This window comes from Pseudomonas sp. C8002 (assembly GCF_013385765.1).
In the GTDB taxonomy this organism is placed as follows: domain Bacteria; phylum Pseudomonadota; class Gammaproteobacteria; order Pseudomonadales; family Pseudomonadaceae; genus Aquipseudomonas.
In genome coordinates this window covers 17391-42420 of the sequence record NZ_JACAPJ010000023.1, presented here as the reverse complement: position 1 = coordinate 42420, position 25030 = coordinate 17391, and the positions used below count along the sequence as shown (strand labels likewise).

General features: G+C 61.6%; 20 protein-coding genes and 4 tRNA genes. 9 read left to right on the top strand and 15 right to left on the bottom strand.

All coding sequences use genetic code 11. From position 1 onward, the window contains the following. Positions 1-149: 149 nt before the first annotated feature. Positions 150-695: a TetR/AcrR family transcriptional regulator gene (locus tag HX814_RS24555; RefSeq protein ID WP_087695266.1), complete on the bottom strand. Its 546-nt coding sequence runs from the start codon at positions 693-695 to the stop codon at positions 150-152. A 91-nt stretch (positions 696-786) separates the two neighbouring features. Between HX814_RS24555 and HX814_RS24550 the strand changes: the two genes are divergently transcribed. The 4 genes from HX814_RS24550 to HX814_RS24535 all read left to right on the top strand — a co-directional run bounded on the left by HX814_RS24550 (position 787) and on the right by HX814_RS24535 (position 5538). Beyond that, complete coding sequence (locus tag HX814_RS24550) at positions 787-1980, top strand: MFS transporter (RefSeq protein ID WP_003212382.1); 1194 nt, start codon at positions 787-789, stop codon at positions 1978-1980. Positions 1981-2021: 41 nt separating this feature from the next. Continuing rightward, on the top strand, positions 2022-2333 hold the full coding sequence (locus HX814_RS24545; RefSeq protein ID WP_102606155.1) for a cupin: 312 nt from the start codon (positions 2022-2024) through the stop codon (positions 2331-2333). A gap of 106 nt (positions 2334-2439) precedes the next feature. Continuing rightward, entirely contained in the window at positions 2440-3594 is a 1155-nt protein-coding gene (locus tag HX814_RS24540; RefSeq protein WP_008430443.1) for a TDT family transporter, read from the top strand. Between the two features lie 69 nt (positions 3595-3663). Continuing rightward, positions 3664-5538 (top strand): MFS transporter, encoded by a 1875-nt coding sequence (locus HX814_RS24535; RefSeq protein ID WP_177010113.1) that lies wholly within the window; start codon positions 3664-3666, stop codon positions 5536-5538. A gap of 102 nt (positions 5539-5640) precedes the next feature. Here HX814_RS24535 and sugE read toward each other — a convergent pair whose 3' ends face one another. The 3 genes from sugE to rdgC form a co-directional block, all read right to left on the bottom strand. Further along, positions 5641-5955: a quaternary ammonium compound efflux SMR transporter SugE gene (gene sugE / locus HX814_RS24530; RefSeq protein ID WP_003190128.1), complete on the bottom strand. Its 315-nt coding sequence runs from the start codon at positions 5953-5955 to the stop codon at positions 5641-5643. A gap of 105 nt (positions 5956-6060) precedes the next feature. After that, positions 6061-7026, bottom strand: coding sequence for a bile acid:sodium symporter family protein (locus HX814_RS24525; protein ID WP_003212369.1), 966 nt, complete (start codon positions 7024-7026; stop codon positions 6061-6063). 155 nt (positions 7027-7181) lie between these two features. After that, a complete protein-coding gene (rdgC, locus tag HX814_RS24520) occupies positions 7182-8102 on the bottom strand; it encodes a recombination-associated protein RdgC (RefSeq protein WP_008430455.1) in 921 nt (306 codons plus the stop codon). Positions 8103-8263: 161 nt separating this feature from the next. Between rdgC and HX814_RS24515 the strand changes: the two genes are divergently transcribed. After that, positions 8264-8339, top strand: a tRNA-Val gene (locus tag HX814_RS24515). A gap of 19 nt (positions 8340-8358) precedes the next feature. Continuing rightward, a tRNA-Asp gene (locus HX814_RS24510) sits at positions 8359-8435 on the top strand. Positions 8436-8583: 148 nt separating this feature from the next. Here the strand turns inward: HX814_RS24510 and HX814_RS24505 are convergent. The 3 genes from HX814_RS24505 to HX814_RS24495 form a co-directional block, all read right to left on the bottom strand. Beyond that, a complete protein-coding gene (locus HX814_RS24505; protein WP_177010112.1) occupies positions 8584-10992 on the bottom strand; it encodes a TonB-dependent siderophore receptor in 2409 nt (802 codons plus the stop codon). 77 nt (positions 10993-11069) lie between these two features. After that, on the bottom strand, positions 11070-12050 hold the full coding sequence (locus HX814_RS24500) for a FecR family protein (protein WP_177010111.1): 981 nt from the start codon (positions 12048-12050) through the stop codon (positions 11070-11072). 7 nt (positions 12051-12057) lie between these two features. Further along, positions 12058-12576, bottom strand: a complete 519-nt coding sequence (locus HX814_RS24495) for a sigma-70 family RNA polymerase sigma factor (RefSeq protein ID WP_177010110.1) — start codon at positions 12574-12576, stop codon at positions 12058-12060. 201 nt (positions 12577-12777) lie between these two features. On the opposite strand from HX814_RS24495, the gene HX814_RS24490 reads away from it, so the two are divergent. Beyond that, positions 12778-12853: transfer RNA gene (locus HX814_RS24490), tRNA-Val, on the top strand. Between the two features lie 19 nt (positions 12854-12872). After that, positions 12873-12949: transfer RNA gene (locus HX814_RS24485), tRNA-Asp, on the top strand. Between the two features lie 84 nt (positions 12950-13033). Here the strand turns inward: HX814_RS24485 and HX814_RS24480 are convergent. Further along, the gene (locus tag HX814_RS24480; RefSeq protein ID WP_177010109.1) at positions 13034-13804 is read right to left on the bottom strand and encodes an APH(3')-II family aminoglycoside O-phosphotransferase; all 771 of its coding nucleotides are present in this window, start codon (positions 13802-13804) and stop codon (positions 13034-13036) included. Further along, on the bottom strand, positions 13779-15317 hold the full coding sequence (locus tag HX814_RS24475; protein WP_256344157.1) for an MFS transporter: 1539 nt from the start codon (positions 15315-15317) through the stop codon (positions 13779-13781). The genes HX814_RS24480 and HX814_RS24475 overlap by 26 nt, the downstream gene beginning before the upstream one ends. Positions 15318-15422: 105 nt before the next feature. Here HX814_RS24475 and HX814_RS24470 point away from each other — a divergent pair, with 105 nt between their 5' ends. Then, positions 15423-16346, top strand: a complete 924-nt coding sequence (locus HX814_RS24470) for a LysR family transcriptional regulator (RefSeq protein WP_177010108.1) — start codon at positions 15423-15425, stop codon at positions 16344-16346. Here the strand turns inward: HX814_RS24470 and HX814_RS24465 are convergent. The 6 genes from HX814_RS24465 to kdpF all read right to left on the bottom strand — a co-directional run bounded on the left by HX814_RS24465 (position 16306) and on the right by kdpF (position 24443). Further along, positions 16306-16998: a response regulator gene (locus HX814_RS24465; protein ID WP_010166411.1), complete on the bottom strand. Its 693-nt coding sequence runs from the start codon at positions 16996-16998 to the stop codon at positions 16306-16308. The genes HX814_RS24470 and HX814_RS24465 overlap by 41 nt on opposite strands. Continuing rightward, positions 16995-19646 (bottom strand): sensor histidine kinase KdpD, encoded by a 2652-nt coding sequence (locus HX814_RS24460; RefSeq protein ID WP_177010107.1) that lies wholly within the window; start codon positions 19644-19646, stop codon positions 16995-16997. The genes HX814_RS24465 and HX814_RS24460 overlap by 4 nt, the downstream gene beginning before the upstream one ends. A gap of 129 nt (positions 19647-19775) precedes the next feature. Next, entirely contained in the window at positions 19776-21848 is a 2073-nt protein-coding gene (gene kdpB, locus HX814_RS24455) for a potassium-transporting ATPase subunit KdpB (protein ID WP_177010106.1), read from the bottom strand. Between the two features lie 11 nt (positions 21849-21859). Then, the gene (gene kdpC / locus HX814_RS24450; RefSeq protein WP_177010105.1) at positions 21860-22519 is read right to left on the bottom strand and encodes a K(+)-transporting ATPase subunit C; all 660 of its coding nucleotides are present in this window, start codon (positions 22517-22519) and stop codon (positions 21860-21862) included. Positions 22520-22529: 10 nt separating this feature from the next. Beyond that, positions 22530-24236, bottom strand: coding sequence for a potassium-transporting ATPase subunit KdpA (gene kdpA, locus HX814_RS24445; RefSeq protein ID WP_177010104.1), 1707 nt, complete (start codon positions 24234-24236; stop codon positions 22530-22532). 108 nt (positions 24237-24344) lie between these two features. Then, positions 24345-24443: a K(+)-transporting ATPase subunit F gene (gene kdpF, locus HX814_RS31795; protein WP_003219423.1), complete on the bottom strand. Its 99-nt coding sequence runs from the start codon at positions 24441-24443 to the stop codon at positions 24345-24347. Positions 24444-25030: the final 587 nt, after the last annotated feature.

Genomic DNA, 25030 nt, shown 5'->3' with positions numbered 1-25030 from the left:
GCCGAGTGGTGGGGCAAGAGCGTTTTGCTTACTTTTGCGCTTTTCAAAAGTGAGCCGCTGTAAGAGCGGAACCCATATCAGCAACAACCCAAATAACGGATATACACCCAAACCCAAACCCAAACCCAAACCCAAACCCACAAACCACCTTACGGCAGCAAAGCCAACTCAATCAGCTCATGCAGTTCTTCAACCTCAAGCGGCGCGGTAGAAAACAGATTACGAAAAACGGTTGGCGCAACGATCAAATTGATCAGCCGATCCACGCTGGGAAGTGTCCCGGCGTCGTCGGTGTACCGATCCAGGATCGTCTCCAACTGCCCGGTGAGAATCCCCACGCAATACCCCGGCGCCTGACTGCATTGCACATCACGCATCATCTCGCGGCCAAGGTCCGAGCTCATCTCATCACGGTATTGCTCACCCCAGGCCCGCAGGTCTCCGCGCAGGCTGCCGGTATCAGCCGGCTCACTGTCCGGGCGCAGACGGGCCATCGCAACATCGGCCAGCAGCGCCGCCAAGTCACCCCAGCGCCGGTAGATGGTCGAAGGCGTCACTCCGGCGCGCGTGGCTATCTGCGGCACGGTCACGCTGGAACGGTCCTGCTCTTCGAGCAATTCACGCACCGCCGAATGCACTGATTCCTGGACCCGGGCACTACGGCCCCCCGGGCGGAGCCCTTCTTTTATCGCCATGCGTAAAACCTTAACACAAAGAATTTGCTTTAAGCGCCATCCGGTAGCACACTCCGCAAAAGCAAAATATTAGCTTTAGCGGAGCGTGCCCATGTCCAGCGTTACTTCTCATCGTTCCAGCCTGGTGTTTCTGGCGATCACCTTGCTGACGTTTCTCGCCGCCTCCAGCGCGCCGACCCCGTTGTACCACCTCTATCAAGAGGGCCTGCACTTTTCGGCGGCGATGTTGACCCTGGTATTTGGCATTTACGCCTTGAGCCTGCTGGCTGCATTGCTGACCGTGGGGTCGCTGTCGGACCACCTGGGGCGCAAGCCGGTCATTTTTGCCGCGCTGCTCCTCGATATGCTGGCGATGCTGCTGTTTATCAATGCCGACAGCGTCGGCTGGCTGATTGCCGCCCGCACGGTACAAGGCTTTGCCACCGGCATGGCCACCGCTGTACTGGGCGCCGCATTGCTCGACACCGACCGCCAGCAAGGCCCGCTGATCAACAGCGTAGCGCCTTTGCTGGGCATGGCCTGCGGGGCCATGGGCTGCAGCCTGCTGGTGGAGTTCGCGCCGATGCCGACCACGTTGATTTACTGGACCCTGCTCGGGTTGATGATCCTGCAGGCATTGTACGTCTGGCGCCTGCCGGAGACAGTCAGCCGGATTCCGGGGGCCCTGGCCTCGCTATGGCCCACCTTGCATGTACCGCCCCAGGCCCGACGCGCCTTGTGGATCTCGTTGCCGGTAGACGTAGCCGTATGGGCCATGGGCGGTTTTTATCTGTCCCTGGCGCCCTCGCTGGTGCGGGCGGCGACCGGGTCCACCTCGAACCTGATCGGCGGCGGGCTGGTGGCGGTGTTGACGCTGAGCGGTGCGGTGATGATTTTCAGCCTGCGCAACCGCCCGGCGGACAAAGTCCTGCGGTTGGGCGCCGTGCTGCTGGCGGTGGGTGTTGCGCTGATCCTCACGGCCGTCCACAGCGCCAGCCTGCCGCTGTTCTTCATTGCCACGCTGATCGCCGGCGGTGGTTTTGGCTCGGGATTCCTCGGTGCGCTGCGCAGTGTTTTGCCGTTGGCCTTGCCCCATGAGCGGGCGGGCTTGATGTCGGCGTTCTATGTGCTGAGTTACCTGGCGTTCTGTGTGCCGTCGCTGTTGGCGGGCAACTTGACGCGCACCTTCGGTTTGATCGCCACCACCGACGGTTATGGCGTGGTGCTGATTGTATTGGCACTCGGCGCGTTGGTGGCGTTGCTAATGCAGGATTTGGCGAAGAGCAGGGCGACGGCGGGTAATTGATTCGGTAATAATTCGTCACCCTTACGCCTTGGGATTCACCCATGAAGATCATCCGCAGCAAAGAATTCACCGGCACCCGCGCCTGGGAGGCGCTGGACATCGCCAATATGAACGGCATCACCACCCGTTTGCATTGGACCGACCAGCCGTATCGCTGGCACGTGAATGACGGCGAAGAGGTGTTCGTGGTGCTTGATGGCCAGGTGCAGATGCACTATCGCGAAAACGGCAGCGAACAGATGGCCTTGCTTCAGGTAGGCGACATCTTCTACGCCAGTGTCGGCACCGAGCATGTGGCCCATCCACAGGGCCCGGCACGGATTCTGGTGATTGAAACCGAAGGCAGCGTTTAATCACATATCTACGAAACAGATAACAGTTAGAGATATTACCCGTTATATAGATATTCGATTCGGTTCTACCATGGTCTCAACCTCATGCGAGGAAGAGGACTACACCATGACTTGCCCGAATACGCTTCACAGCAGCTTGAAACCCTTCAGTCACCTGACCCGTCCCCGGGAAGTGATTCGCCAGTTCACCCCCAACTGGTTTGCCGCCACCATGGGCACCGGGGTGCTGGCGTTGGCGCTGGCGCAATTGCCGGTCAACCTGGCGGGGCTGCACGCCGTGGCCGAAGGGCTGTGGCTGTTTACCATCGGCCTGTTTGTGCTGTTCAGCGTGCTGTATGCGGCGCGCTGGGTGATGTTTTTCCACGAGGCCCGGCGCATTTTCGGGCACTCCACGGTGTCGATGTTCTTCGGCACCATCCCCATGGGCCTGGCGACCATTATCAACGGCTTCCTGCTGTTTGGCGTGCCGCGCTGGGGGGATGGCGTGGTGCAACTGGCCGAGGTGCTGTGGTGGCTCGACGTCGCGATGGCCCTGGCCTGCGGGGTGCTGATCCCGTTCATGATGTTCACCCGCCAGGAACACAGCATCGACCAGATGACTGCCGTGTGGCTGTTGCCGGTGGTGGCCGCGGAAGTCGCCGCCGCCAGCGGTGGCCTGCTGGCTCCGCACCTGGCCGACGCCCATTCGCAACTGGTGATGCTGGTGACCAGCTACGTGCTGTGGGCGTTTTCCCTGCCGGTGGCGTTCAGCATCCTGACCATCCTGATGCTGCGCATGGCCCTGCATAAACTGCCACACGCCAATATGGCCGCGTCGAGCTGGCTGGCTCTAGGTCCCATCGGCACCGGTGCCCTGGGCATGCTGGTACTGGGCGGTGATGCACCTGCCATCTTTGCCGCCAACGGTCTGCCCGGCGTCGGTGAGATGGCCAACGGCATCGGCCTGGTCGCAGGCATCACCCTGTGGGGCTTCGGCTTGTGGTGGATGCTGATCGCGGTGTTGATCACCCTGCGTTACCTGCGGGCCGGTATCCCGTTCAACCTTGGCTGGTGGGGCTTCACCTTCCCGTTGGGCGTGTACTCGCTGGCCACGCTGAAACTGGCGAGCACCTTGCACCTGGGTTTTTTCAGCATCGTTGGTTGCGTGTTGGTGGCGGCGCTGGCGCTGATGTGGCTGATTGTCGCCAAGCGCACGGTGCAGGGCGCCTATAAAGGCGAGCTTTTTGTATCGCCGTGCATTGCAGGACTAGCGAATAAGTAAGCAGGATTAGGTAAAGTCGTGGCCTGGAAAAACCAATAACAGCCTTCAGGCCACGCAGGAACACGGACGATGAGCCACCCCTCGCAATTCACTTTGCTGCGCAAACGGCGTTTCCTGCCGTTCTTCATTACCCAGTCCCTTGGTGCGTTCAACGACAATATATTCAAGCAGTCGTTGATCCTGGCGATTCTCTACAAGCTGACCATCGAGGGCGACCGCTCGATCTGGGTCAATCTCTGCGCTCTGCTGTTTATCCTGCCGTTCTTCCTGTTCTCGGCCCTGGCCGGGCAATTTGGCGAGAAGTTCAACAAGGACGCGCTGATCCGGGTGATCAAGATCGGCGAAATCGTGATCATGTCCGTGGGCGCGGTGGGTTTCATGTTCAACCACCTGGAGCTGATGCTGCTGGCGCTGTTTGCCATGGGCACGCACTCGGCGCTGTTCGGGCCGGTGAAATACTCGATCATGCCCCAGGCCCTGCACGAGGATGAGCTGGTGGGCGGCAATGGCCTGGTGGAAATGGGCACGTTCCTCGCGATCCTCGCGGGCACCATTGGCGCCGGGATCATGATGTCGTCCACCCATTACGCGCCGGTGGTCTCGACCGCCATCGTCGGCATTGCGGTGCTGGGCTACCTGGCCAGCCGCAGCATTCCGCGCGCGGCGGCGTCCAGCCCCGAGATGCGCCTGAACTGGAATATCTTCAGTCAGTCCTGGGCCACCTTGAAGCTCGGCCTGGGGCAGACACCGGCGGTGTCGCGCTCGATTGTCGGCAACTCGTGGTTCTGGTTTGTCGGCGCGATCTACCTGACGCAAATCCCGGCCTACGCCAAGGAATGGATGTACGGCGACGAGACTGTGGTAACGCTGATCCTCACGGTGTTCTCGGTGGGCATCGCACTGGGTTCGATGCTGTGCGAAAAGCTCTCCGGGCGCAAAGTCGAGATCGGCCTGGTGCCGTTCGGCTCGTTCGGTTTGACCGTTTTCGGCCTGCTGCTGTGGTGGCATTCCGGCGGCTTCCCGCAGAACGTCCAGGCCAACGACTGGATCGCCGTGCTGAGTTACGGCCAGGCGTGGTGGGTGTTGTTCGATATCCTTGGCCTCGGCGTATTCGGCGGCTTCTATATCGTGCCGCTGTACGCGTTGATCCAGTCGCGTACCGCCGAGAACGAGCGGGCGCGGGTGATCGCGGCCAACAACATCCTCAACGCGCTGTTCATGGTGGTCTCGGCGATCGTCTCGATCCTGCTGCTGAGCGTGGCCAAGCTGTCGATCCCCGAGCTGTTCCTGGTGGTGTCGCTGCTGAACATCGCGGTCAACACCTACATCTTCAAGATCGTGCCCGAGTTCACCATGCGTTTCATGATCTGGCTGCTCAGCCATTCCATGTACCGCGTCGAGCACAAGAACCTCGAGCTGATCCCGGACGAGGGCGCGGCGTTGCTGGTGTGCAATCACGTGTCGTTTGTCGATGCGCTGTTGATTGCCGGTTCGGTGCGTCGGCCGATTCGTTTTGTCATGTACTACAAGATCTACAACCTGCCGGTTTTGAACTTTATCTTCCGCACTGCCGGGGCGATTCCGATTGCCGGGCGGCATGAGGACATCCAGATCTACGAAAAGGCCTTCCAGCGGATTGCCCACTACCTTAAGGACGGCGAGCTGGTGTGCATCTTCCCGGAAGGAAAATTGACCTCCGATGGCGAGATGAACGAGTTCAGAAGCGGCGTGACGCGGATTCTTGCAGAGACGCCGGTGCCGGTGATTCCGATGGCGTTGCAGGGGTTGTGGGGGAGTTTCTTCAGTCGCGATCCGAACAAGGGCTTCTTCCACCGGATCTGGTCGCGAGTGACCCTGGTGGCCGGCGCGCCGGTGACGGTGGAGGCGGCGACGCCCGAGGCGTTGCATGGGGTGGTGGGGGAATTGCGCGGGAGTGTCAGGTAGTTTTTTGGTGTATTTGAGGGCCTCTTCGCGAGCAAGCCCGCTCCCACACTTGGAATGCATTCCAAATGTGGGAGCGGGCTTGCTCGCGAAGGCGGTAGTGGCCTAAGCGCTGATCTTGAGCCCAATAAGCCCGCAGATAATCAACGCCACACTGGCCAGTCGAAACAACGCCATGGACTCCCCGAACAGGATAATCCCGGCAATCACCGTGCCCACCGCACCGACTCCGGTCCAGATGGCATAGGCGGTACCCAGCGGCAGTTCCTTCATGGCCAACCCCAGCAACCCGAGGCTGACGGCCATGGCGGCAATCGTCAGGGCCGTGGGCAGTGGCTTGCTGAAACCGTCGGTGTATTTCAGTCCGACGGCCCAGCCGACTTCAAACAGTCCGGCAAAAAACAGAATGATCCAGGACATGATGACCTCCCTTCTTAGGTGGGGTCGTCCCCGGATTAAGCGCTTGATTGCGTCGCAGGGTCGTCCCCGCGAAGCCCGGTAGATTGCCGAATATTGATCAGGTGATCAAGTTTCGGACTTGCCCGCCAACAATTCGCGGTCTTCCTTTTCGCTCATCCGCCGGAAGTACGTAGCCAGGAGTGCCCCGGAAATATTGTGCCAGACGCTGAACAGCGCACTCGGCACCGCCGCCAGCGGCGAGAAATGCGCACTTGCCAGTGCGGCGCCCAAGCCGGAGTTTTGCATGCCCACTTCCAGCGACAGGGATTTGCGTTGTGCCAGCGGCAGCCCGAACACACGGCCGGTGAAATAGCCCAGCAGGAAGCCAAAGGTGTTATGCAGGATCACCACCGCCATGATCAGCAGGCCCGACTCGGCAATCTTCGCCTGGCTGGCCGCCACCACGGCGGCGACAATCGCCACGATGCTGACCACCGACACCAGCGGCAACACCTCGACCGCATGCCGTACCCGGGCGCCCAGCAAGCGCTGCGCCACCACGCCCAACACGATCGGCAGCAGCACCACTTGCAGGATCGACCAGAACAACTCCATGAACGACACCGGCAACCAGGCCGAGGCCAGCAGCCAGATCAGCGCGGGCGTCAGCAGCGGAGCGAGGAGGGTGGTGACGGCGGCAATGGCCACCGACAGGGCCAGGTCGCCCCGGGCCAGCCAGGTCATGACGTTGGACGACGTGCCGCTCGGGCAGCAGCCGACGAGGATCACACCGACGGCAATTTCCGGTGGCAGGTGAAAGACCTGGCACAGCAGCCAGGCCACGCCGGGCATGATCACGAAATGCGCGACCACACCCAATGCCACGCGCCACGGATGGCGCGCGACTTCAGCGAAATCTTCAAGTTTGAGGGTCAGCCCCATGCCGAACATCACCAGGCCCAACAGCGGCACGATGGCGCCTTTGAGGCCGAGAAACCAGGCGGGTTGCAGGAACGCAACCACGGCAAAAATCAGCACCCAGTAGGCGAAGGTATTGCCGACGAAACGGCTCAAGGCGGCGAGTGCACGCATGGGGTTGGTCCTTGTTATTCGATTTTGGAAGTGCGCATGCGATCAAATGTGGGAGCGGGCTTGCTCGCGAATGCGGTGTGTCAGCCAGGAAGATATCAACTGAAAGGACGCATTCGCGAGCAAGCCCGCTCCCACATTTTGATCTTCACAAGGCTTTAGATACCTTGTGGGGTTTCTTCGCCACCCAGTGCCTCAACCAACGCCGGCAGGAAGTCGCCAAACGTCAGCATCATCAGGGTAAAGCTGGCGTCCTGCTGGCCCAGTGCTTCGTCGCCGCCGTCCTGTTCCGCCTGATCCTGCAGCAGGTCTTCGAACTTCAGGCGCTTGACGGTCATTTTGTCGTCCAGCATGAAGGACAGCTTGTCCTGCCAGGCCAGGGACAATTGGGTCACGACTTTGCCGGTGGTCAGGTGCAGTTGGATCTCTTCGCCGGTCAGGTCCTGGCGTTTGCAGCGCACGATGCCGCCGTCTTCGTGGGTGTCGCGCAGTTCGCATTCGTCGAGGACGAAGAAGTCATCGGCCGGCTTCTGGGTGGTGACCCAGTCGGTCATGATGGCGGTTGGCGCGGTTTTCACGGTCAGCGGACGTACCGGCAGGGTGCCGATCACTTCACGCAGGGTGGACAGCAGGTCTTCGGCACGTTTCGGGCTGGCGGAGTTCACCAGGATCAGGCCCTGTTTTGGCGCGATGGCGGCGAAGGTCGACGAGCGACGGATGAACGCGCGCGGCAGGAAGGCCTGGATGATTTCATCCTTGATCTGGTCGCGTTCCTTTTTGTAGACCTTGCGCATTTGCTCGGCTTCGATCTCTTCGACCTTTTCCTTCACCGCATCACGCACCACGCTACCCGGCAGGATACGTTCTTCCTTGCGCGCAGCGATCAGCAGGAAATCACCGCTGACGTGTACCAGGGGCGCGTCTTCGCCTTTACCGAAAGGGGCGACGAAACCGTAAGTGGTCAACTCCTGGCTTGCACAAGGGCGCGCCAGTTTGGTGGCCAGTGCAGTTTCCAACGCCTCGGCATCAACAGGCAGATCTTGGGTCAGGCGATAGATAAGCAGGTTTTTGAACCACATGGGGTGAGTCTCTCCTTATATACAAAGGGGGGCATTATTCTCCTCATGGCGTCATAGGCCAACCCTCGCTAAGCCATTGGAAGGCCTGAAAAAAATTATTTAAGAAAGTGCTTGCCAGACTATGGGGCGCTCCGTAGAATGCGCGCCACACCGAAAGTGAAGGGTGATTAGCTCAGCTGGGAGAGCGTCTGCCTTACAAGCAGAATGTCGGCGGTTCGATCCCGTCATCACCCACCATTCGCTTTATGTGTTACGCGCAGCGGTAGTTCAGTCGGTTAGAATACCGGCCTGTCACGCCGGGGGTCGCGGGTTCGAGTCCCGTCCGCTGCGCCATATTCAGGTCACCTGGAACGCTGAACGCCAGGTACCACAGGAAGCCCGCTCATTGAGCGGGCTTTTTGCTGTCTGGGGTTTGCTAAAACCGCCGGTCTAAAAAACGCCCCCGATCATGTGCAGTGATCGGGGGCGTTTTTGATTGGGTTTAGAAATCCCAGCGGGTACTGACCATTACGTTGCGAGGGTCGCCATAGTACGACGAGTTGTAGAAGCCGATGTTGGTGTAATACGACTTGTCGAACACGTTGTTGACGTTGACGGTCGCCGACACGCTGTCGGTGATCTGATAGCGGGCCATCAGGTCCACCAGCCAGTAGGGATCCTGGGCAAATTTTTCTTGAGCGCCGCCCTTGGCCCAGTTGCTCAGTACCTGCCAGCCTTGACCCTGCCAACGCGCGCCGCCGCCGAGGGTGAGTTTGTCGAGGCTGCCGGTCAGCTTGTAGCTGGTATAGACATTGACCTGATCTTCCGGCTCCCAGGTCGATACCTTCTTGCCGCTCTCATCACGGGCGATCTTGTGGGTGTAGCCTGCCTGCAACTGCCAGCCGGGTGTCAGCTCGCCAGAGATTTCCGCCTCATAACCCTTGGTTTTCGAAGTGATCGGCTTATAGGCGTAGTCGCGAGCGGGGTTGGTTGGATTGGCGTTGTACTCCGTATCTTCCTCGGGGCGGTTTTTTTCGTGAACCTCGAAGTAGGCGATGCTGGAATTCAGGCGCCCTTCGAAGAATTCACCTTTGAGCCCCACTTCGTAGTTCTTGCCTTCATCCGGCTCCAGCAATTTGTTGTTGCGATCACGGTTGAACGACTGCGGCAGGAAAATTTCCGTGTAACTGGCGTAGGCCGACACGTTGTCGTTCAGGTCGTATACCAGGCCTGCATAGGGCAAGACCTTGCCGCTTTTTTTCGTATCACTGGTGCCGGTGACCTGGAAGTCTGCAACGCGCGTGCCCAGCAGCAGCGAAAGATCGTCCGTGAGGCTGAAGCGAGCGGTCATGTAGCTGCCGGTCTGGCGGGTGATTTCATCGTTTTTGTTGGTGACTTCGCCCCAGTCCGGCTTCGGGATGTCGCCGTTCCAGTTGTAATAGTCGAAGTTATTGTTGGGCAGGCTGGCGTTGGTGTAGTCCTTGCCTTTCCAGTGGGAGCGGGAAACCGAGGTGCCGACCACCAACTGGTGTTCTCGGCCAAACAGGTCGAAGGGGCCAGAGGTGTAAAGGTCGGCGCTGTCGCTGACGGTTTCACCTGTGTATTTGCGCGCCAGCACTGAGGGCAAACCTGGGCTCACGAAACCCAGGGGGGCGTTGTAACCGTTGATTTGATGGTTGTACTGACCTTTGGCGACCCAGCCATTTTCGAAGCTGTGTTCAAGGGTGGCAAAGGCGGTGCGCGTGTACTGCTGCCAACTGCTCCACCGTGGCCCGTTGTTGAATGAGCGCTTGGAGCCAATGCGATTGCCGGATTCGTCATACAGCGAGGCACTGCCGGTCCAGCTTGAGCCTTTGGGGTCATTATCCTGATAGTCCGCGCCCACGGTCAGCAGGGTATCCGGCGACAGGTCCGCCTCCAGGATGCCGTAGTAGACGCTGGTTTTGCGTTGGTAATGGTCCATGAAGGAGTGTTTGTCTTGATGGGCCGCCACGGCTCGGCCGCGGATGTTCCCGGTTTCGGTCAAGGGACCGCTGACGTCAACTTCCGATCGGTAGTTGTCCCAGGAACCGGCGCCAAGGTCGATATGGCCCTTGAATTCCTGGGTAGGTTTCTTGCGGATCATGTTGATGGTGCCACCAGGGCCACCGGCGCCAGTGAGCAGGCCAGTGGCGCCCTTGAGGATTTCTACCCGGTCATAGATCACCATGTCGGTGAGGGTATGGCCGGACGAATACTGCGGGTCTTGCAGGATAGGAATACCGTCGTACTGGAAGTTGCGAATCGCGAAGCCACGGGAGTAATAGCTGGTACGGTCGCTGTCATACGTTGCCACGGTGATGCCCGGGGTATGGCGCATCACGTCGTCGATGGAGTTGAGGCCAAAGTCATCCATGGCCTGGCGGGTGACCACCGAGATCGATTGCGGAGTTTCCCGTGGCGTCAGCACCAGGCGGGTAGCGGTGGCGATGGTGCCGGGGGTGTAAGAGCCGGAGCCTTCGGTAATGGTGCCGAGTTGGTTGGCGCTGATCTGCGTCGCCCCCAGCTCCACGGCGCCGGTGGGGTTAGGGTTGGCTTCCAGTGCGTAAACCTGATCACCTTTGACTGCCCGATAACCACTGCCACTCAGCAGCTTTTCAAACCCAACCTCCACGCTATAAGTGCCTTTGAGTCCCGGGCCCGCGAGCCCCTGCAGGTTCTGGGACTGGAACACAATGGCCACGCCCGCTTGCTGGGCGAACTGGTTGAGTGTGGCGCCCAGCGGCCCGGCAGGTATGTCGTAGGCTTGGGCCGCAACGTTTACCGTGTCGGCCTGGGCCAAGTGGGTATTGAGCAGCGTCGTCGCGAGCAGTGTGAGGGTCAGCGGCGCGCTGCTCAGCAGGCGTCTGCGAGGCTTGGAAGGGAAGGGCATGGTGAGGGCAGTCCTTTAGTCATCGGTATACCTTCCTTGACGGGCAACCCGAAAAAAAGCGGAAGCAATGCGAATAATTATTTTTTGCTCTCGGTATCCGGGCTGACAATTATCAGCCATGGGGTAAAGGTTTTCAGCGTGATCGGCAGGGTTTGAGCCAGCATCTGCAAGGTGCGGTCGGTGTCATCCAGGGGAAGTACGGCCGAGACCTTGAGACTGGCCAGTGCGGCGCGATCAAACTGCAAGCGGCCCGAGCGGTGACGGGCGATCTCATCCAGCACTTCCGGCAACGGTCGGTTATCCACCACCAGTTGATGGCGGCGCCAGGCCCCATTGATGCTCGCCGTATCGATGCTGCCGGAGAGGCGCACGGCATCTTTGCTGAGTCGCGCCTGCGAGCCCGCATCAACTTCCAGTGTCTGCTGCCCGTTCGCGCTTTTTGCCGCCACGCGGGATTCGAGCATGCTCAGCACCGTAACGTCATCCTCGCGCCTGACCACAAATCGCGTACCCAGGGCGCGCAGGGTGCCTTGGGCGGTCTGCACCACAAATGGCCGTTCGCCATCGTGGGCCACTTCCACCAGGATCTCGCCTTGCAGCAATTCGATGCGGCGCTGCCGGCTGTCGAAATGCAGATTCGCCGCACTGATGCCGTTCAGGGTCAGCGTCGAGCCGTCCGCCAGCCGCAGGGTTTTCCATTCGCCGGGGCCGTTGTGCACATCGGCCATCCATTGTTGTGGATAAGGACTGTAGAGCAGCGCCATGGCGGGAAGGCCCAGGCTGCAGGCCAGTACCAGCGCGCGGACGTAGTTTTTGCGCGCCTTCCCATGCCGGGGAAAGGCCGCACTCAAGGCCGCCCGGGCCGGTGCCTTTTGCCCGCGCAGGGCCTGCATCCGCGCAATCACATCTTCCATGCGCGCTGCTGATGCGGCGTGTTGCGGGCCTTGCTGCTTCCAGCGCTCGAACGCCTGGCGCTGGGCCTCGGTCAATTCACCTTCGTGCAGGCGAATCATCCATTCGGCGGCTTGTTCATCGATCTGTTGGCGAGAGTCGGGCATGCGCGGTTCAGATATCCACGCTGTGGCTGCAATGCAGCAGGGCCTGGATCAAATACTTGCGTACCGTACGCTCCGACAATTTCAGGTGGCGGGCGATTTGCTGCTGGGTCAGGTCTTCGAGGTAATACAGCACAAACGCCTGACGCACATTGTCGTGCATGCCTTCCAGCATGAAGGCAATGTGCTCGAGGGCTTCCAGGGTGGTGTGGATCTGTTCGGGAGACTGGAAACCTTCCAGGGTTTCCACCGTCAGCATCAATTCCTGAAGGTAGGCGTGCTCAATCTGCTTGCGCCGTGCCTGGTCGATGATCAGCCGCCTGGCGGTGGTACTTAAATAGGCGCGGGGTTCGCGGATGGCGGTCACCGACTCGCGGGCGTGCAGAATCCGCGCGAAGGTGTCCTGCGCCACGTCGGCGGCGTTATGGGTACAGCCCAGTTTTCGGCGCAACCAAGTGAACAGCCAGCCGTGATGCTGGCTGTACAGCTCGGTAATCTCCCGTTGGAACGGCGGTTCACCCACAGACATAAGGCCCGGCCCAGGTGTTATTGAGAATAATTGTTAATTGTGGGGCCAAGGCTTGGGCAAACGCAATAGACTCGCGTTTGCACCCAAAGCGCCGGTTTTGCGGGGTGCGCGGGGTCGAAGACAAAATATTTTAAATAAATTGCATTTAAATCATGACATTACGGAAAAATGCTATAGAATGCGCCCCACACCGAAAGTGAAGGGTGATTAGCTCAGCTGGGAGAGCGTCTGCCTTACAAGCAGAATGTCGGCGGTTCGATCCCGTCATCACCCACCATTCGCTTTATGTGTTACGCGCAGCGGTAGTTCAGTCGGTTAGAATACCGGCCTGTCACGCCGGGGGTCGCGGGTTCGAGTCCCGTCCGCTGCGCCATATTCGGTCACCTGGAACGCTGAACGCCAGGTACCACAGGAAGCCCGCTCATTGAGCGGGCTTTTTGCTGTCTGGGGTTTGGGTTTAGAAGAACTCGTCCAGCAAGCAGTAGAACGCGATGCGCTGCTGATCGGGTGCGACGCCGTACTGCTCGAAGAACGGCGCCACCCAGGCCACTCCAAGATTGCGCTCGATGCTGCGGGCCGCGAGTGCCAGGTCCTGATAACGGTCACTGACCCCCAGGCCACCACAGTCGATGAAACCACTGAAGTGATCGCCCTCAGCCATGAAGTTTGGCAGGCAGGCATCGCCGTGGGTCACGACCAGGTCATGGGCGGCGGGGCGCGTCGACAGCAGTTCGGCGAATACATCCGTGGCGGTTCGGCCCAGGCGTTGATCGTCGAAGTCGGTCTCGTCAACCAGCCCTGCGTTCACGCGATTACCGGCGGCCGCAATACGGTGTTCCAGCGAGTGGTCGAACGGGCACTGTGCAATCGGCACCTGGTGCAGGCTGCGCAGTGCGCTCGCCACCAGGCGGATGACCTGCGGCGCAGACAAGTCGCTGGCGCTGGCCAGATCCTGCCCCGGGACGGCGCTCATCAGCAGCCAGTGGCGATAGTGTTCCGTGAGCACATCCAGCACGGCAGGCCCAGGCAAGTTCGATTGCCGGAGCCAGCGCAGCCGCTCGATCTCGTCGGGCAACTCGGCGAGGGGGCCGATGGGCTCGGATTTCAGGAACAGGTCCTCACCGTTGCCGCAGCGCAGGCGGAAGACGTCGGCTCCCGACTCGCCAATGGTCTGTGGCTCGATGAGTGCGTCAGGGAATTGGTCACGCCATTTTTTTGGAATAGTCATGCGCGCATTCTTCCATTTTCTTCGTATTGCTTCCATCCAGCGCATCCTGGCGCCGTAAAAACACCAAGACCACCAAGGCCGTGACCAGCGTGAAACCGGCCAGTAGGTGGAGCAATGTGTTGAACCCCGTGATGTAGGCGCTGCGCAGTGCTTCCAGCGGAAGGGCGGCCGAGGCCAGTTGCACGTTGCCCATGACCAGGCCTTGGGCAATCACTGACACGTCGGCCCCTGCGCGACCCTTCAGGTGATGTGCCACCAATGCGCCCAATACCGCCATCGTGATCGCCAGCGCCACGCCTTCACTGGCCACGCGGGTGGTGTTGAAAATCCCCGCCGCCATTCCCGCGCGCTCCTTGGGCACCACGCTGATCGCCAAACCATCCATCAAACCCCACGGCAGCCCGGTGCCTATCCCGATGACCAGCATTGCGGCGATGGTCTGCGCAGGCTGGTTGGCCAGGCTTAATCCCCACAGGCCCACCGCCGCGATCAGCAAGCCAATGGCACACAACAGTCCTGCTGAGAGCCAGCGGGTCAGCGATGCGGCAATCATCGGCACCACCAGCATCGGTGCCGATAACGCGAGCATCATCAAACCCGCGTCCAGCGCGCTGGCGCCTTCCACACCGATAAACCGCAGGGGCAGCAACACGATCAGCACGATGTAGCAGTAACAGGTACCGATCGGCAGGAGCTGCACGCCAATAAAACGCGGGAAGCGAAACAGCCGCAGCTCCAGCATCGGTTGGCTGGAGCGGTTTTCGACGAGGACAAACGCCAGCAAAAACACCGCCGCCGCGATCAGCAGGGCATCAACCAGCGGCGACGTCCAGCCGTGCTCCGGCGCGAGGATCACCGCCGTGGTCAGGGCCACCAGCATCGCGGAAAACGTCAGTACACCAGCGGTGTCCAGCCGCAGCGCTTGCGGGTCGCGGCTTTCACGCATTTTGGGCGCGGCAAACAGCAGCGAAATACCGGCCAATAATGCAGTGCCGAGAAAAATCGAGCGCCAGCCCCAGTGCTCGATCAGCACCCCCGACAGCAATGGCCCAAACGCCAGGCCTGCACCGAATGTGGTGCCCAGCAAGCTGAAGGCGCGGGTGCGGGCATGGCCATCAAACTCCTGGGCCAGCGCCGCACAGCCACTGGCCAATGCCGTAGCCGCCGCGACGCCCTGCACGCCACGCAACACATCCAGCCAGAAAATCCCCGGTGCCACTGCCAGCAGCAAGGAGACCACGGTAAACAGCGCCATGCCCCACAAGAAAAGACGCTTTCTCCCATACAGGTCGGCTAGGGTGCCGGCGGCCATTAACAGGCTGCCGAAACTCAGCATGAATGCGTTGGTGATCCACGCCAGCTGGCTGGGCTGGGCGGCAAATGCCTGGCCGATAAAGGGCGTGGCGACGGCGCCGCCGGTAAAGCTCATGGGCAATACCAGGGCGGCCAGGCAAATGGCCGCCAGGATGGAATATCGGCCATGGGCGGGCGCAGATTCGGTTGTCGTGTTCATAGGGGCATTCCCGCGAGTTTGAAGATTAAAAGACTCTAATCAGGATGCAATCATGGATAAACGGGCTTACATTCCGTTCATAACGGACTGAATGGATGCAATGACGTGACCGATAACTTGAGCGGCGTGATCGCCTTCGTGAAAACCGCGGAAGCCCTGAGCTTCACCGGCGCGGCCCGGGCGATGGGGATTTCCGCTTCGGCGGTGGGCAAGAATGTCGCCAAGCTTGAGGCGTCACTGAATGTGCGGCTGTTGCACCGCAGTACGCGCAAGGTCAGCCTCACCGCCGAAGGCCAATTGTTCTACGAGCGCAGTCGGAAAATTCTCGACGACCTGCAAGACGCCCGCGCCATGCTTTCCCATGCGATGCAGGCACCCCGGGGCAAACTGCGGGTCAGCCTGCCCACCATCGGTTATCGCTTTCTCTTTCCGCACATGATGGCGTTCCGCAAAGCCTACCCCGAGATCGAGCTGGAGCTGGATTTCAACGATCATCTGGTGGACGTGATCGAGGAGGGCTTCGACGTGGTCATCCGCAGCGGTGGCCTGGCGGACTCGACCCTGATGGCCCGCAAGCTGGGGCCGTTCAGGTTTGTGCTGTGTGCATCGCCCCAATACCTACGAGCCAACGGCCGGCCAGAAACCCTGAGCGAACTGGAGCATCACCCGTGCTTGCGTTACCGCTTCGCCACCACCGGCAAAATCATGGACTGGACCTTGTCCGCCAACCCGGCCATCACCCAATTGCGCCTGCCCACCGCGCTGACCCTGAACAACATGGAGGCCATGCTCCGGGCCGCGATGGACGGCCATGGGATTGCCTACGTGCCGGACTTCCTGGCGCGCGAAGCCCTCGCCCAGGGCCAACTGGAAACCGTGCTCGACGGCCATTCCGATGACCAGGGCCAGTTCTGGGCCCTGTGGCCATCCAGCCGGCACCTCTCGCCGAAAATTCGCGTGTTTGTCGATTTCGCCGCCGCGCATCTGTTCACAAGCCCACCAGTCGGTAGCCCACCTGCAACTCGGTGATGAAGTACTGCGGCTGGGCCGGGTCGGCCTCCAGCTTCTGCCGCAGATGCGCCATATGCACCCGCAGATAGTGGGCGCGGTCCACGTAGTCCAGTCCCCACACTTCAAGCAATAACTGCCGATGGGTGAGCACCCGGCTCTGCCCGCGAATCATCGCGCACAGCAGGCGGTATTCGATGGGCGTCAGGTGCACCGGCAGGCCTTGGCGCCACACTTCATGGGTCGCCAGGTCCACCTCAATCTCGCCAAATGCCACCTTGCTGGTGGCCGCCACGGTGCCGGTTTGCCCGTGCCGACGCAGTTGCGCACGGATGCGCGCCAGCAACTCGGGCACGCCGAAGGGTTTGGTCAGGTAGTCATCGGCGCCGGCGTCCAGGGCGGCGACTTTTTCCTCTTCGCGATCCCGCGCCGACAACACCAGGATCGGCACCGCCAGCCATCCCCGCAGTTCGCTGATCAACTGTTTGCCGTCGCCGTCCGGCAGGCCGAGGTCGACGATCACCAGGTCCGGCTGACGGCTGGAAGCGTGGATCAACGCGCGTTTGACGCTGTCGGCCTCGAACACCTGGAAGCCCTCATCCTGCAGGGCGATGCCGACAAAACGGCGGATGTTGGCCTCGTCTTCAACAATCAGAATGCGTGCAGTGCTCATAGGGCGTCCATTGGGGGCGGAGTACCCGCCGGTAAAGTGATGACGAAATGCATGCCGCGCTCGCTGCCGGGTCTGGCTTCGATGCGCCCGCCGTGGGCTTCGACGATGCGCTTGGCCAGGGCCAGGCCCAGGCCGATTCCGGCGACCGAGGATTCCTGCTGGCCACGGGCAAACGGTTCGAACAGATTGGCCGGCGCGCTGCCCGGACCGGTGTCGCTGACTTCCAGCAGGATGCTGTCGGAAACGGAACGGGCGGTAACGGTGATGACCGTGCCAGGCGGGGTGTATTTGGCGGCGTTGTCCAGCAGGTTGACCAGCACCCGTTCGATCAGCAGCGCGTCGACTTCCACCAGCGGTAATTGCGGGTCCAGCGTCGTGTTCACCACATGCCGGGCCAGTGGTTCACGCAACTGGCGCAGGGCGCTGCCGACGATCTCTTCCAGCAAATGCCATTGCCGGTTGAGTCGCACACCGCGCTCCTGCATGCGGGCCATGTCCAGCAAGTTTTCGATCAAGCGTTGCATCGAAGTCGCCTGCTCATGAATACCGTGCAGCAACGCGGTCAGCGGCCCCGGCGGCGCATGGGGCAGGGCGGTGTCGGCGGCGCCGATCAGGGTGGTCAAGGGGGTGCGCAGGTCGTGGGAAATCGCCGCGAGCAAGGTGTTGCGCATTTTCTCGCCTTCCATCTGCACCATCGTGCTTTGCGCCACTTCGACGAAGTGCACGCGCTCCAGGGCAATCGCCAATTGGCTCATGCAGGCTTCCAGCAGGCGGCGCTCTTCGGGCTCGTTGAGGCGTTCGCTTTGCGCCAGTTCCAGCACCAGCACACCGCGCACGCGCATCGGCGCCTTGAGCGGCAGGTAGCAGCCCTTGGCGGCGGACAAGGTGTCGGTGCCCTGGCCGGCGGACTGGCCGTGGTCGTAGGTCCATTGGGCGATGCTGTCGTCGATCGGCAGCCCGCCCGCGCCCACGCTGTGCACGCCGTCCGCGGCGTCCGGCAAGGCCAGGCCGACCCGCGCCTCGAACACGCCGCTGAAGGTGCGCAGCGCCACTTCGCTGATCTGCTCCACGGTCAACGCGGCCGACAGGTCCCGGGCCAGACGCGCCAGGGAAGTAGCGCGGCGTTCCCGGGCAGCGGCGGTGCGCGCTTCGTGGCGCAGGCGGGCGGTGAGTTGCCCGGTGATCAGGGCGATGCCGAGCATCAGCGCGAAGGTGAAGAAATACTGGGTGTCGTTGACGGTAAACGAGTAGCGCGGCTGGACGAAAAAGAAGTCGAAACACAGCACCGCGAGCATCGCTGCCCACACGCCGGGGCCGCGTCCAAACCGCAGGGCCACCAGCACCACCGTGAGCAGGAACAGCATCACCACGTTGGCCAGGTCGAACACCTGCAGCAGCAGCGCGGCGATGGCGCTGGCGGTGAAACAGGCGAGTGTGGACCAGAGGTAGGCCAGGGTTCTGCCGGGCGCTGGCGTAGGTTTTTCAATGGCAGGAACAGTGCCCGGCAGTACGCCATGGGCGATCACGATCTGGTCGATCTGCGGATGGTGCCGGCTGATCCGGTCGCTCACCGACTGATGCCAGAACCGCCATGCCCGGCGCGGATGATGGCCGAGCACCAGGCGATTGGCGTTGTGTTCCCGGGCACAGGCGGCCAGTGCTTCGGCGACGTCCATGCCCGGCAATGTCGCGGTGTCGGCGCCGAATTCGCTGGCCAGGGCCAGGGTTTTCATTGCTGTGAGATAACGCTTGGCGCCGCGGCCCTGGGCTGCCGTGACGTGCACCACGATCCAGTCCGCCTCGAGCTTTTGCGCCAGGCGCGCGGCTTCTCGCACCAGGCGTTCATCACCGGCGTCACCGGCCACGCCTACCAGCAATCGCTCGCGGGCGGGCCACAGGGTCTTGATCGACTGTTCGCGACGGTACACGCGCATCTGCGTGTCGACCCGGTCGGCGGTGCGGCGCAGGGCCAGTTCCCGCAGGGCGAGCAGGTTGCCCTTGCGGAAAAAGTGCCGCGAGGCGCGCTCGGCCTGAGGGCCCAGGTACACCTTGCCGTCCTTCAAGCGTTGCAGTAGATCATCCGGCGGCAGGTCCACGACGACCACTTCGTGGGCATTGTCGAACACGTGGTCCGGTACGGTTTCCCGCACGCGAATGCCGATGATCCCACTCACCAGATCGTTAAGGCTTTCCAGGTGCTGGACGTTGAGGGTGGTCCACACGTCGATGCCGGCGCTGAGCAGTTCTTCCACGTCTTGCCAGCGTTTCGGGTGGCGCGAGCCGGGCACGTTGCTGTGGGCCAGTTCATCCACCAGCAGCACGGCGGGATGGCGTTGCAGGGCCGCGTCGAGGTCGAATTCGGTGAGGGTGAAATCGTGATGCAGGCGGTGGGCGCGGGGCAGTTGTTCGAGGCCGTTGAGCAGGTTGGCGGTTTCCTGGCGGCCGTGGGTTTCCACCACGCCGGCGAGTACGTCGCGCCCCAGGCTGACTTCCCGTTGCGCCGCGTCAAGCATGGCGCAGGTCTTGCCCACCCCGGCGTTGGAGCCGAAGTAGATACGCAGTTTGCCGCGCAAGGCGGCCTGTTCTTCCTGCTGGACTCGGGCGAGAAGGGCGTCGGGGTCGGGGCGTTCTTCGTTTAATGCGGGCATGTCATTCCTGGTCAATGCGGTTCAATGGTGGGAGCGGGCTTGCTCGCGAAAGCGGTGTGTCAGTGACAGTCGAGTTGGCTGACACTCCGTATTCGCGAGCAAGCCCGCTCCCACATTGGGTTTGCGGTGCTACACGAGACCCAGCCCGGTCAGCACCAGGTCAATCAGCTTGATCCCGGCAAACGGCACCAGCACCCCGCCCAGGCCATAGATCAGCAGGTTGCGATTGAGCAATGCCGCCGCGCCAATCGCCCGGTACGTCACGCCGCGCAGTGCCAAGGGAATCAGCGCCACGATGATCAACGCGTTGAAAATCACCGCACTGAGGATCGCCGAGTTGGGGCTGGTCAGGTGCATCACGTTCAGCGCGCCGAGCTGCGGATAGGTCGCGACAAACGCGGCCGGGATGATCGCGAAATATTTCGCCACGTCATTCGCCACGCTGAAGGTGGTGAGTGCGCCACGGGTCATCAGCATTTGTTTGCCCACCTCGACCACTTCGATCAGCTTGGTCGGGTTGCTGTCGAGGTCGACCATGTTGCCGGCCTCTTTCGCCGCCTGGGTGCCGCTGTTCATCGCCACCGCCACGTCGGCCTGGGCCAGTGCCGGGGCGTCGTTGGTGCCGTCGCCGGTCATGGCCACGAGCTTGCCCTGGGCCTGGTAGTCGCGGATCAGCTGCAGCTTGTCTTCCGGGCGCGCCTCGGCGAGGAAGTCATCCACGCCGGCTTCCACCGCAATCGCGGCGGCGGTCAGGCGGTTGTCGCCGGTGATCATCACGGTCTTGATGCCCATGCGCCGCAGTTCGGCGAAGCGCTCCTTGATGCCGCCCTTGACCACGTCCTTGAGCTCCACCACGCCGAGTGCCTTGGCCCCGTCCGAGACCACCAGCGGAGTGCTGCCGCGTCGGGATACTTCGTCGACCTTGGCCTGCAATGCAGCCGGAAAGCTCCCGCCGAGCGCTTCGATATGACTGCGGATCGCATCCGCTGCACCCTTGCGAATACCGCGGCCTTCGGGCAGGTCGACGCCGCTCATGCGAGTCTGCGCGGTGAAGTGCACAAAGCTTGCGCCGAGGGCGTTGATGTCCCGCGCGCGGATGTCGAACTTCTGCTTGGCCAGCACCACGATGCTGCGGCCTTCCGGGGTTTCGTCGGCCAGGGACGCCAGTTGCGCCGCGTCGGCCAGTTCAGCTTCCTTGACCCCCGGTGCCGGCAGGAAACTGCTGGCCTGGCGATTGCCCAACGTGATGGTGCCGGTCTTGTCCAACAGCAACACGTCGATGTCACCCGCCGCCTCAACGGCGCGGCCGGAAGTGGCGATCACATTCGCCGACATCATGCGGCTCATGCCCGCCACGCCGATGGCCGAGAGCAGGCCGCCGATGGTGGTGGGAATCAGGCACACCAGCAACGCCACCAGCACCGTGGCGCTGATCACGTTGCCACTGCCACTCATGGCCACGGCGAAGATCGAGTACGGGCTCAGCGTGGCGATCACCAGCAGGAACAACAGGGTCAGGCCCACCAGCAAAATCGTCAGGGCGACTTCGTTGGGAGTCTTCTGGCGCTTGGCGGATTCGACCATCGAGATCATGCGGTCGAGGAACGACTCGCCCGGGTTGACGCTGATGCGCACCACCAGCCAGTCCGACAGCACCCGCGTGCCGCCGGTGACCGAGGAAAAGTCGCCGCCGGCCTCGCGAATCACCGGTGCCGATTCGCCGGTGATTGCGCTTTCGTCCACCGAGGCCACGCCTTCGATCACCACGCCGTCCAGCGGCACCAGGTCGCCGGCTTCGATCAACACCACCTGGTCTTTGCGCAACAGCGTGGCTTCGGTCGGCAGCCACGCGGCGCCGTGTTTGGGTTGTTGCAGCAACTTGGCCAGGGTCTGGCGCTTCATCCCGCGCAGGCTGGCGGCCTGGGCACGGCTGCGGCCTTCGGCCAGGGCCTCGGCAAAGTTGGCGAACAGCACGGTAAACCACAGCCACAAACAGATGCTGAGGATAAAGCCGCTGGGCGCTTCACCCTGGCCACCCAGGGACTGGAACCACAGCAGCGTGGTGAGGATGCTGCCCAGGTACACGACGAACATCACCGGGTTTTTCCACTGCGCCTGGGGCAGCAGTTTCTTGAACGCATCCCCGCAGGCGGTGAGCACGATGGTGCGATCGAACAGAGGTAAACGAGCATTCTTGATCATGGGGGAATCTCTTACTCACTGGCCGCAATGGGGGGCTGGCGCAGAGGCAGGCGGGCGTCCAGCGCGAGGTTGAGTTGCAGCACATTGACCCGTGGTTCGCCGAGCAAACCCAGGGTGCGTTCCGCGGTGTTTTCGTTCACCAGTTGCAGCAGTTCGGCTTCGGGGATCTGTCGCAGGCGGGCGACCCGGGCCAGCTGGATGCGTGCGTTGGCCACGGAGATATGCGGGTCCAGGCCGGAGGCGGAAGCGGTGACCGCATCCACCGGCACCAGGGCCTCGGCGGCGAGGCCGTTGTCCTGGCGGTAGGCTTTAACCCGGGCTGCGACCTGGTCCACCAGTTTCTGGCTGGTAGGGCCCAGGTTGCTGGCGCCGCTGGAACCGGCGTTGTACGGCTGGGAGACACTTTTGCTCGGGTCTTGCGGGTCGGTACCGAGGGTCATGCTCGGGCGGCCGTGGAAGTAGCCGGGCCTGGTAAAGTCCTGGCCGATCAACGCCGAGCCGATCACCAATCCGTCGCGTTCAATCAGCGAGCCCTGGGCCTGGAACGGGAACAGCAACTGCGCGGCAAAGGTGGTGAAGACCGGGTAGGCGAGGCCGGTCAGCGCCATGAAAAACACTGCCGAAACCAGCACCGGGCGCAACAGCCCTTTGAATATCGATTGAGTCGTCATCAACGTGTCCTTAGTTGTACGTCTGGCCGGACAGCAACTGCAGTTGCTCCACCAGCGGACCGAGCGCGAGCGCCGGCAGGAAAGTCAGGCCGCCCACCACCAGCACCACAAACACCACCAGCACCATGAACAGCGGGGTTGCGGTGGGGATGGTGCCGGCGCCGGCAGGCACGGTCTTTTTCATCGCCAGGGAACCGGCCACGGCGAGCATCGGCAGCATGGTGAAGAAGCGCCCGACCAGCATCGCCAGGCCAATGGTGGTGTTGAAGAACGGCGTATTGGCGTTCAGCCCGGCGAACGCCGAACCGTTGTTGGCGGTGCCCGAGGTGTAGGCGTAGAGCACCTCGCTGAAACCGTGGGGGCCGAGGTTATTCAGGCTGGCCATGGTGTCGGGCCACAGGGCGGCGAGGGCGGTGAAACCGAGGATGCTGATGGGGTGCGCGAGCACCGAGAGCATCACCAGTTTTATCTCCCGAGCCTCGATCTTCTTGCCGAGGAATTCCGGGCTGCGGCCGATCATCATGCCCACCAGGAACACCGTCAGCAGCGCGTACTGGATCAGGTTGATAAAGCCCACGCCGTCGCCGCCGAACACGCAGTTGAGCATCATCTGCGCCAGGGGCACGAAGCCGCCCATGGGGGTCAATGAGTCATGCATCGCGTTGACCGAACCGGTGGTGGCCGCGGTGGTGGTGGCGATAAACAGGCTGCTGTCGGCGATGCCGAAACGCAGCTCCTTGCCTTCCATATTGCCGCCGCTTTGCTCGATGGACAGCGTCTGGTTGGCACCGGCCTGGGTCAGCAGCGGGTTGCCGTTTTGCTCGGCGCCATACACCAGCGCGAGAAAGCCTAAGAACATCACCAGGAAGGTGCCGAAAAACACCCAGCCCTGACGGCGTTGGAGCAGCATGCTGCCGAAGGTGTAGGTCAGCGCCGACGGGATCAGCAACATGCTGAGGATGTGCAGGGCGTTGGTCAGCGGCGTCGGGTTTTCGAACGGGTGCGCGGCGTTCATGCTGAAGAAGCCGCCGCCGTTGGTGCCGATATGCTTGATCGATTCAAAGCTCGCCACGGCGCCGACAATCAGTTGTTGCTGCGCGCCTTCCAGGGTGGTGGCCAGGGCTTGGGAGGAAAAGGTCTGCGGCATGCCTTGCCACACATACACCAGGGCCATGCCCACGCACAGCGGCAGCATCACGCGGTACAGGGTGCGAGTGAAGTCGACCCAGAAGTTGCCGATATCCGCCGAGCTTGAGCGACTCAGGCCACGGATAAAACCGGCTGCGGCGACCACGCCCGAGGTGGCGCCGACGAACATCAGGAAGGTGATTACTGCCATCTGGCTGAAGTTCGACAGGCTGGTTTCGCCCGAGTACGCCTGCCAGTTGGTGTTGGTGATAAAGGAAGCGGCGGTATTGAACGCCAGGTCCGGGGTTTGTGCGGCCAGCCCGAGTGGGTTGATCGGCATGACGGCCTGTAACCGCAGGATGAGATAGCCGAGCAGCATCATCGCGGCGTTCGACAGCAACAGGGCCGAACCGTAGCGGGCCCAGCTCATGGTTTCCAGCGGGTCGATGCCCAGCAGGCGATAGGTATAACGTTCCGGCAGGGCGTGGCGGGTTCCGGTAAACACCCGGGTCAGCCACTTGCCCATCAGCACGGCGAGCCCGGTCATCAACCCCAGGACCAGCGCAAATTCCAGCAAAGTGCTTAGCATGTCGAGGCTCCGTTCAAATCTTGCCCATGGCGACAATGGCCATGGTTGTCGCGGCGAAAAACACCAGGGAGAGGCCTACAAAAATCATGTCGTACATGGTGGGGCTCCCTAGAACTTTTCGGCGCGAATGAGGGCGTAGCCCAGATAAGCGAACAGCCCGACGGCGCATAGGCCGCTGGCGATATAGATGAACTTGAGTGTGAGCACGGTGGAACTCCCCTGATTAATAAGCCGCGATTGCGGACGCGGGGAGGTTAAGAGGTTGGGTATCAAGTTCGGGCACTGATTGCGGGTTTGGGCATTAAGACGGTGTATAGAGGGCGGTGGGGTGGGCGAACGGAAAAAAGGGATAACCCGGGGGCGGGGTATCCCTTGAAGCACTGGGGTTTTGCTGCTTTTGATGATCAGCTTATTTGGCTTTCTTTTTCTTTGATTCGCGGGTGGCGAGTTGTTCGAAGCAAAACGCGGCGGCGCCGAACAGGGCGATCATTGAGAGGACGATCATGCCTAACGTTGAACTTTCCACGATGACTTCCTGCGGGGGTTATTGGGGTGGAGGTCACAGTAGTGGAGGGGGGATTAGTTGCTCAATAGAGACGACTTAAACGTTACGGCTGGGGTTGAATCTATACGGAATCTTTACGTGGCTGTTGTGTGTATATCCGTTTTTTAGGTAACGGCTACTTATGGTTTCGCTCTTACAGCGACTCACTTTGCAAAAGCCCCAAAGTAAGCAAAGGGCTCTGCCCCGCCTGTCGGCACCTCGCTAGTGCTCGGTGTTCCCTCACTCCGGC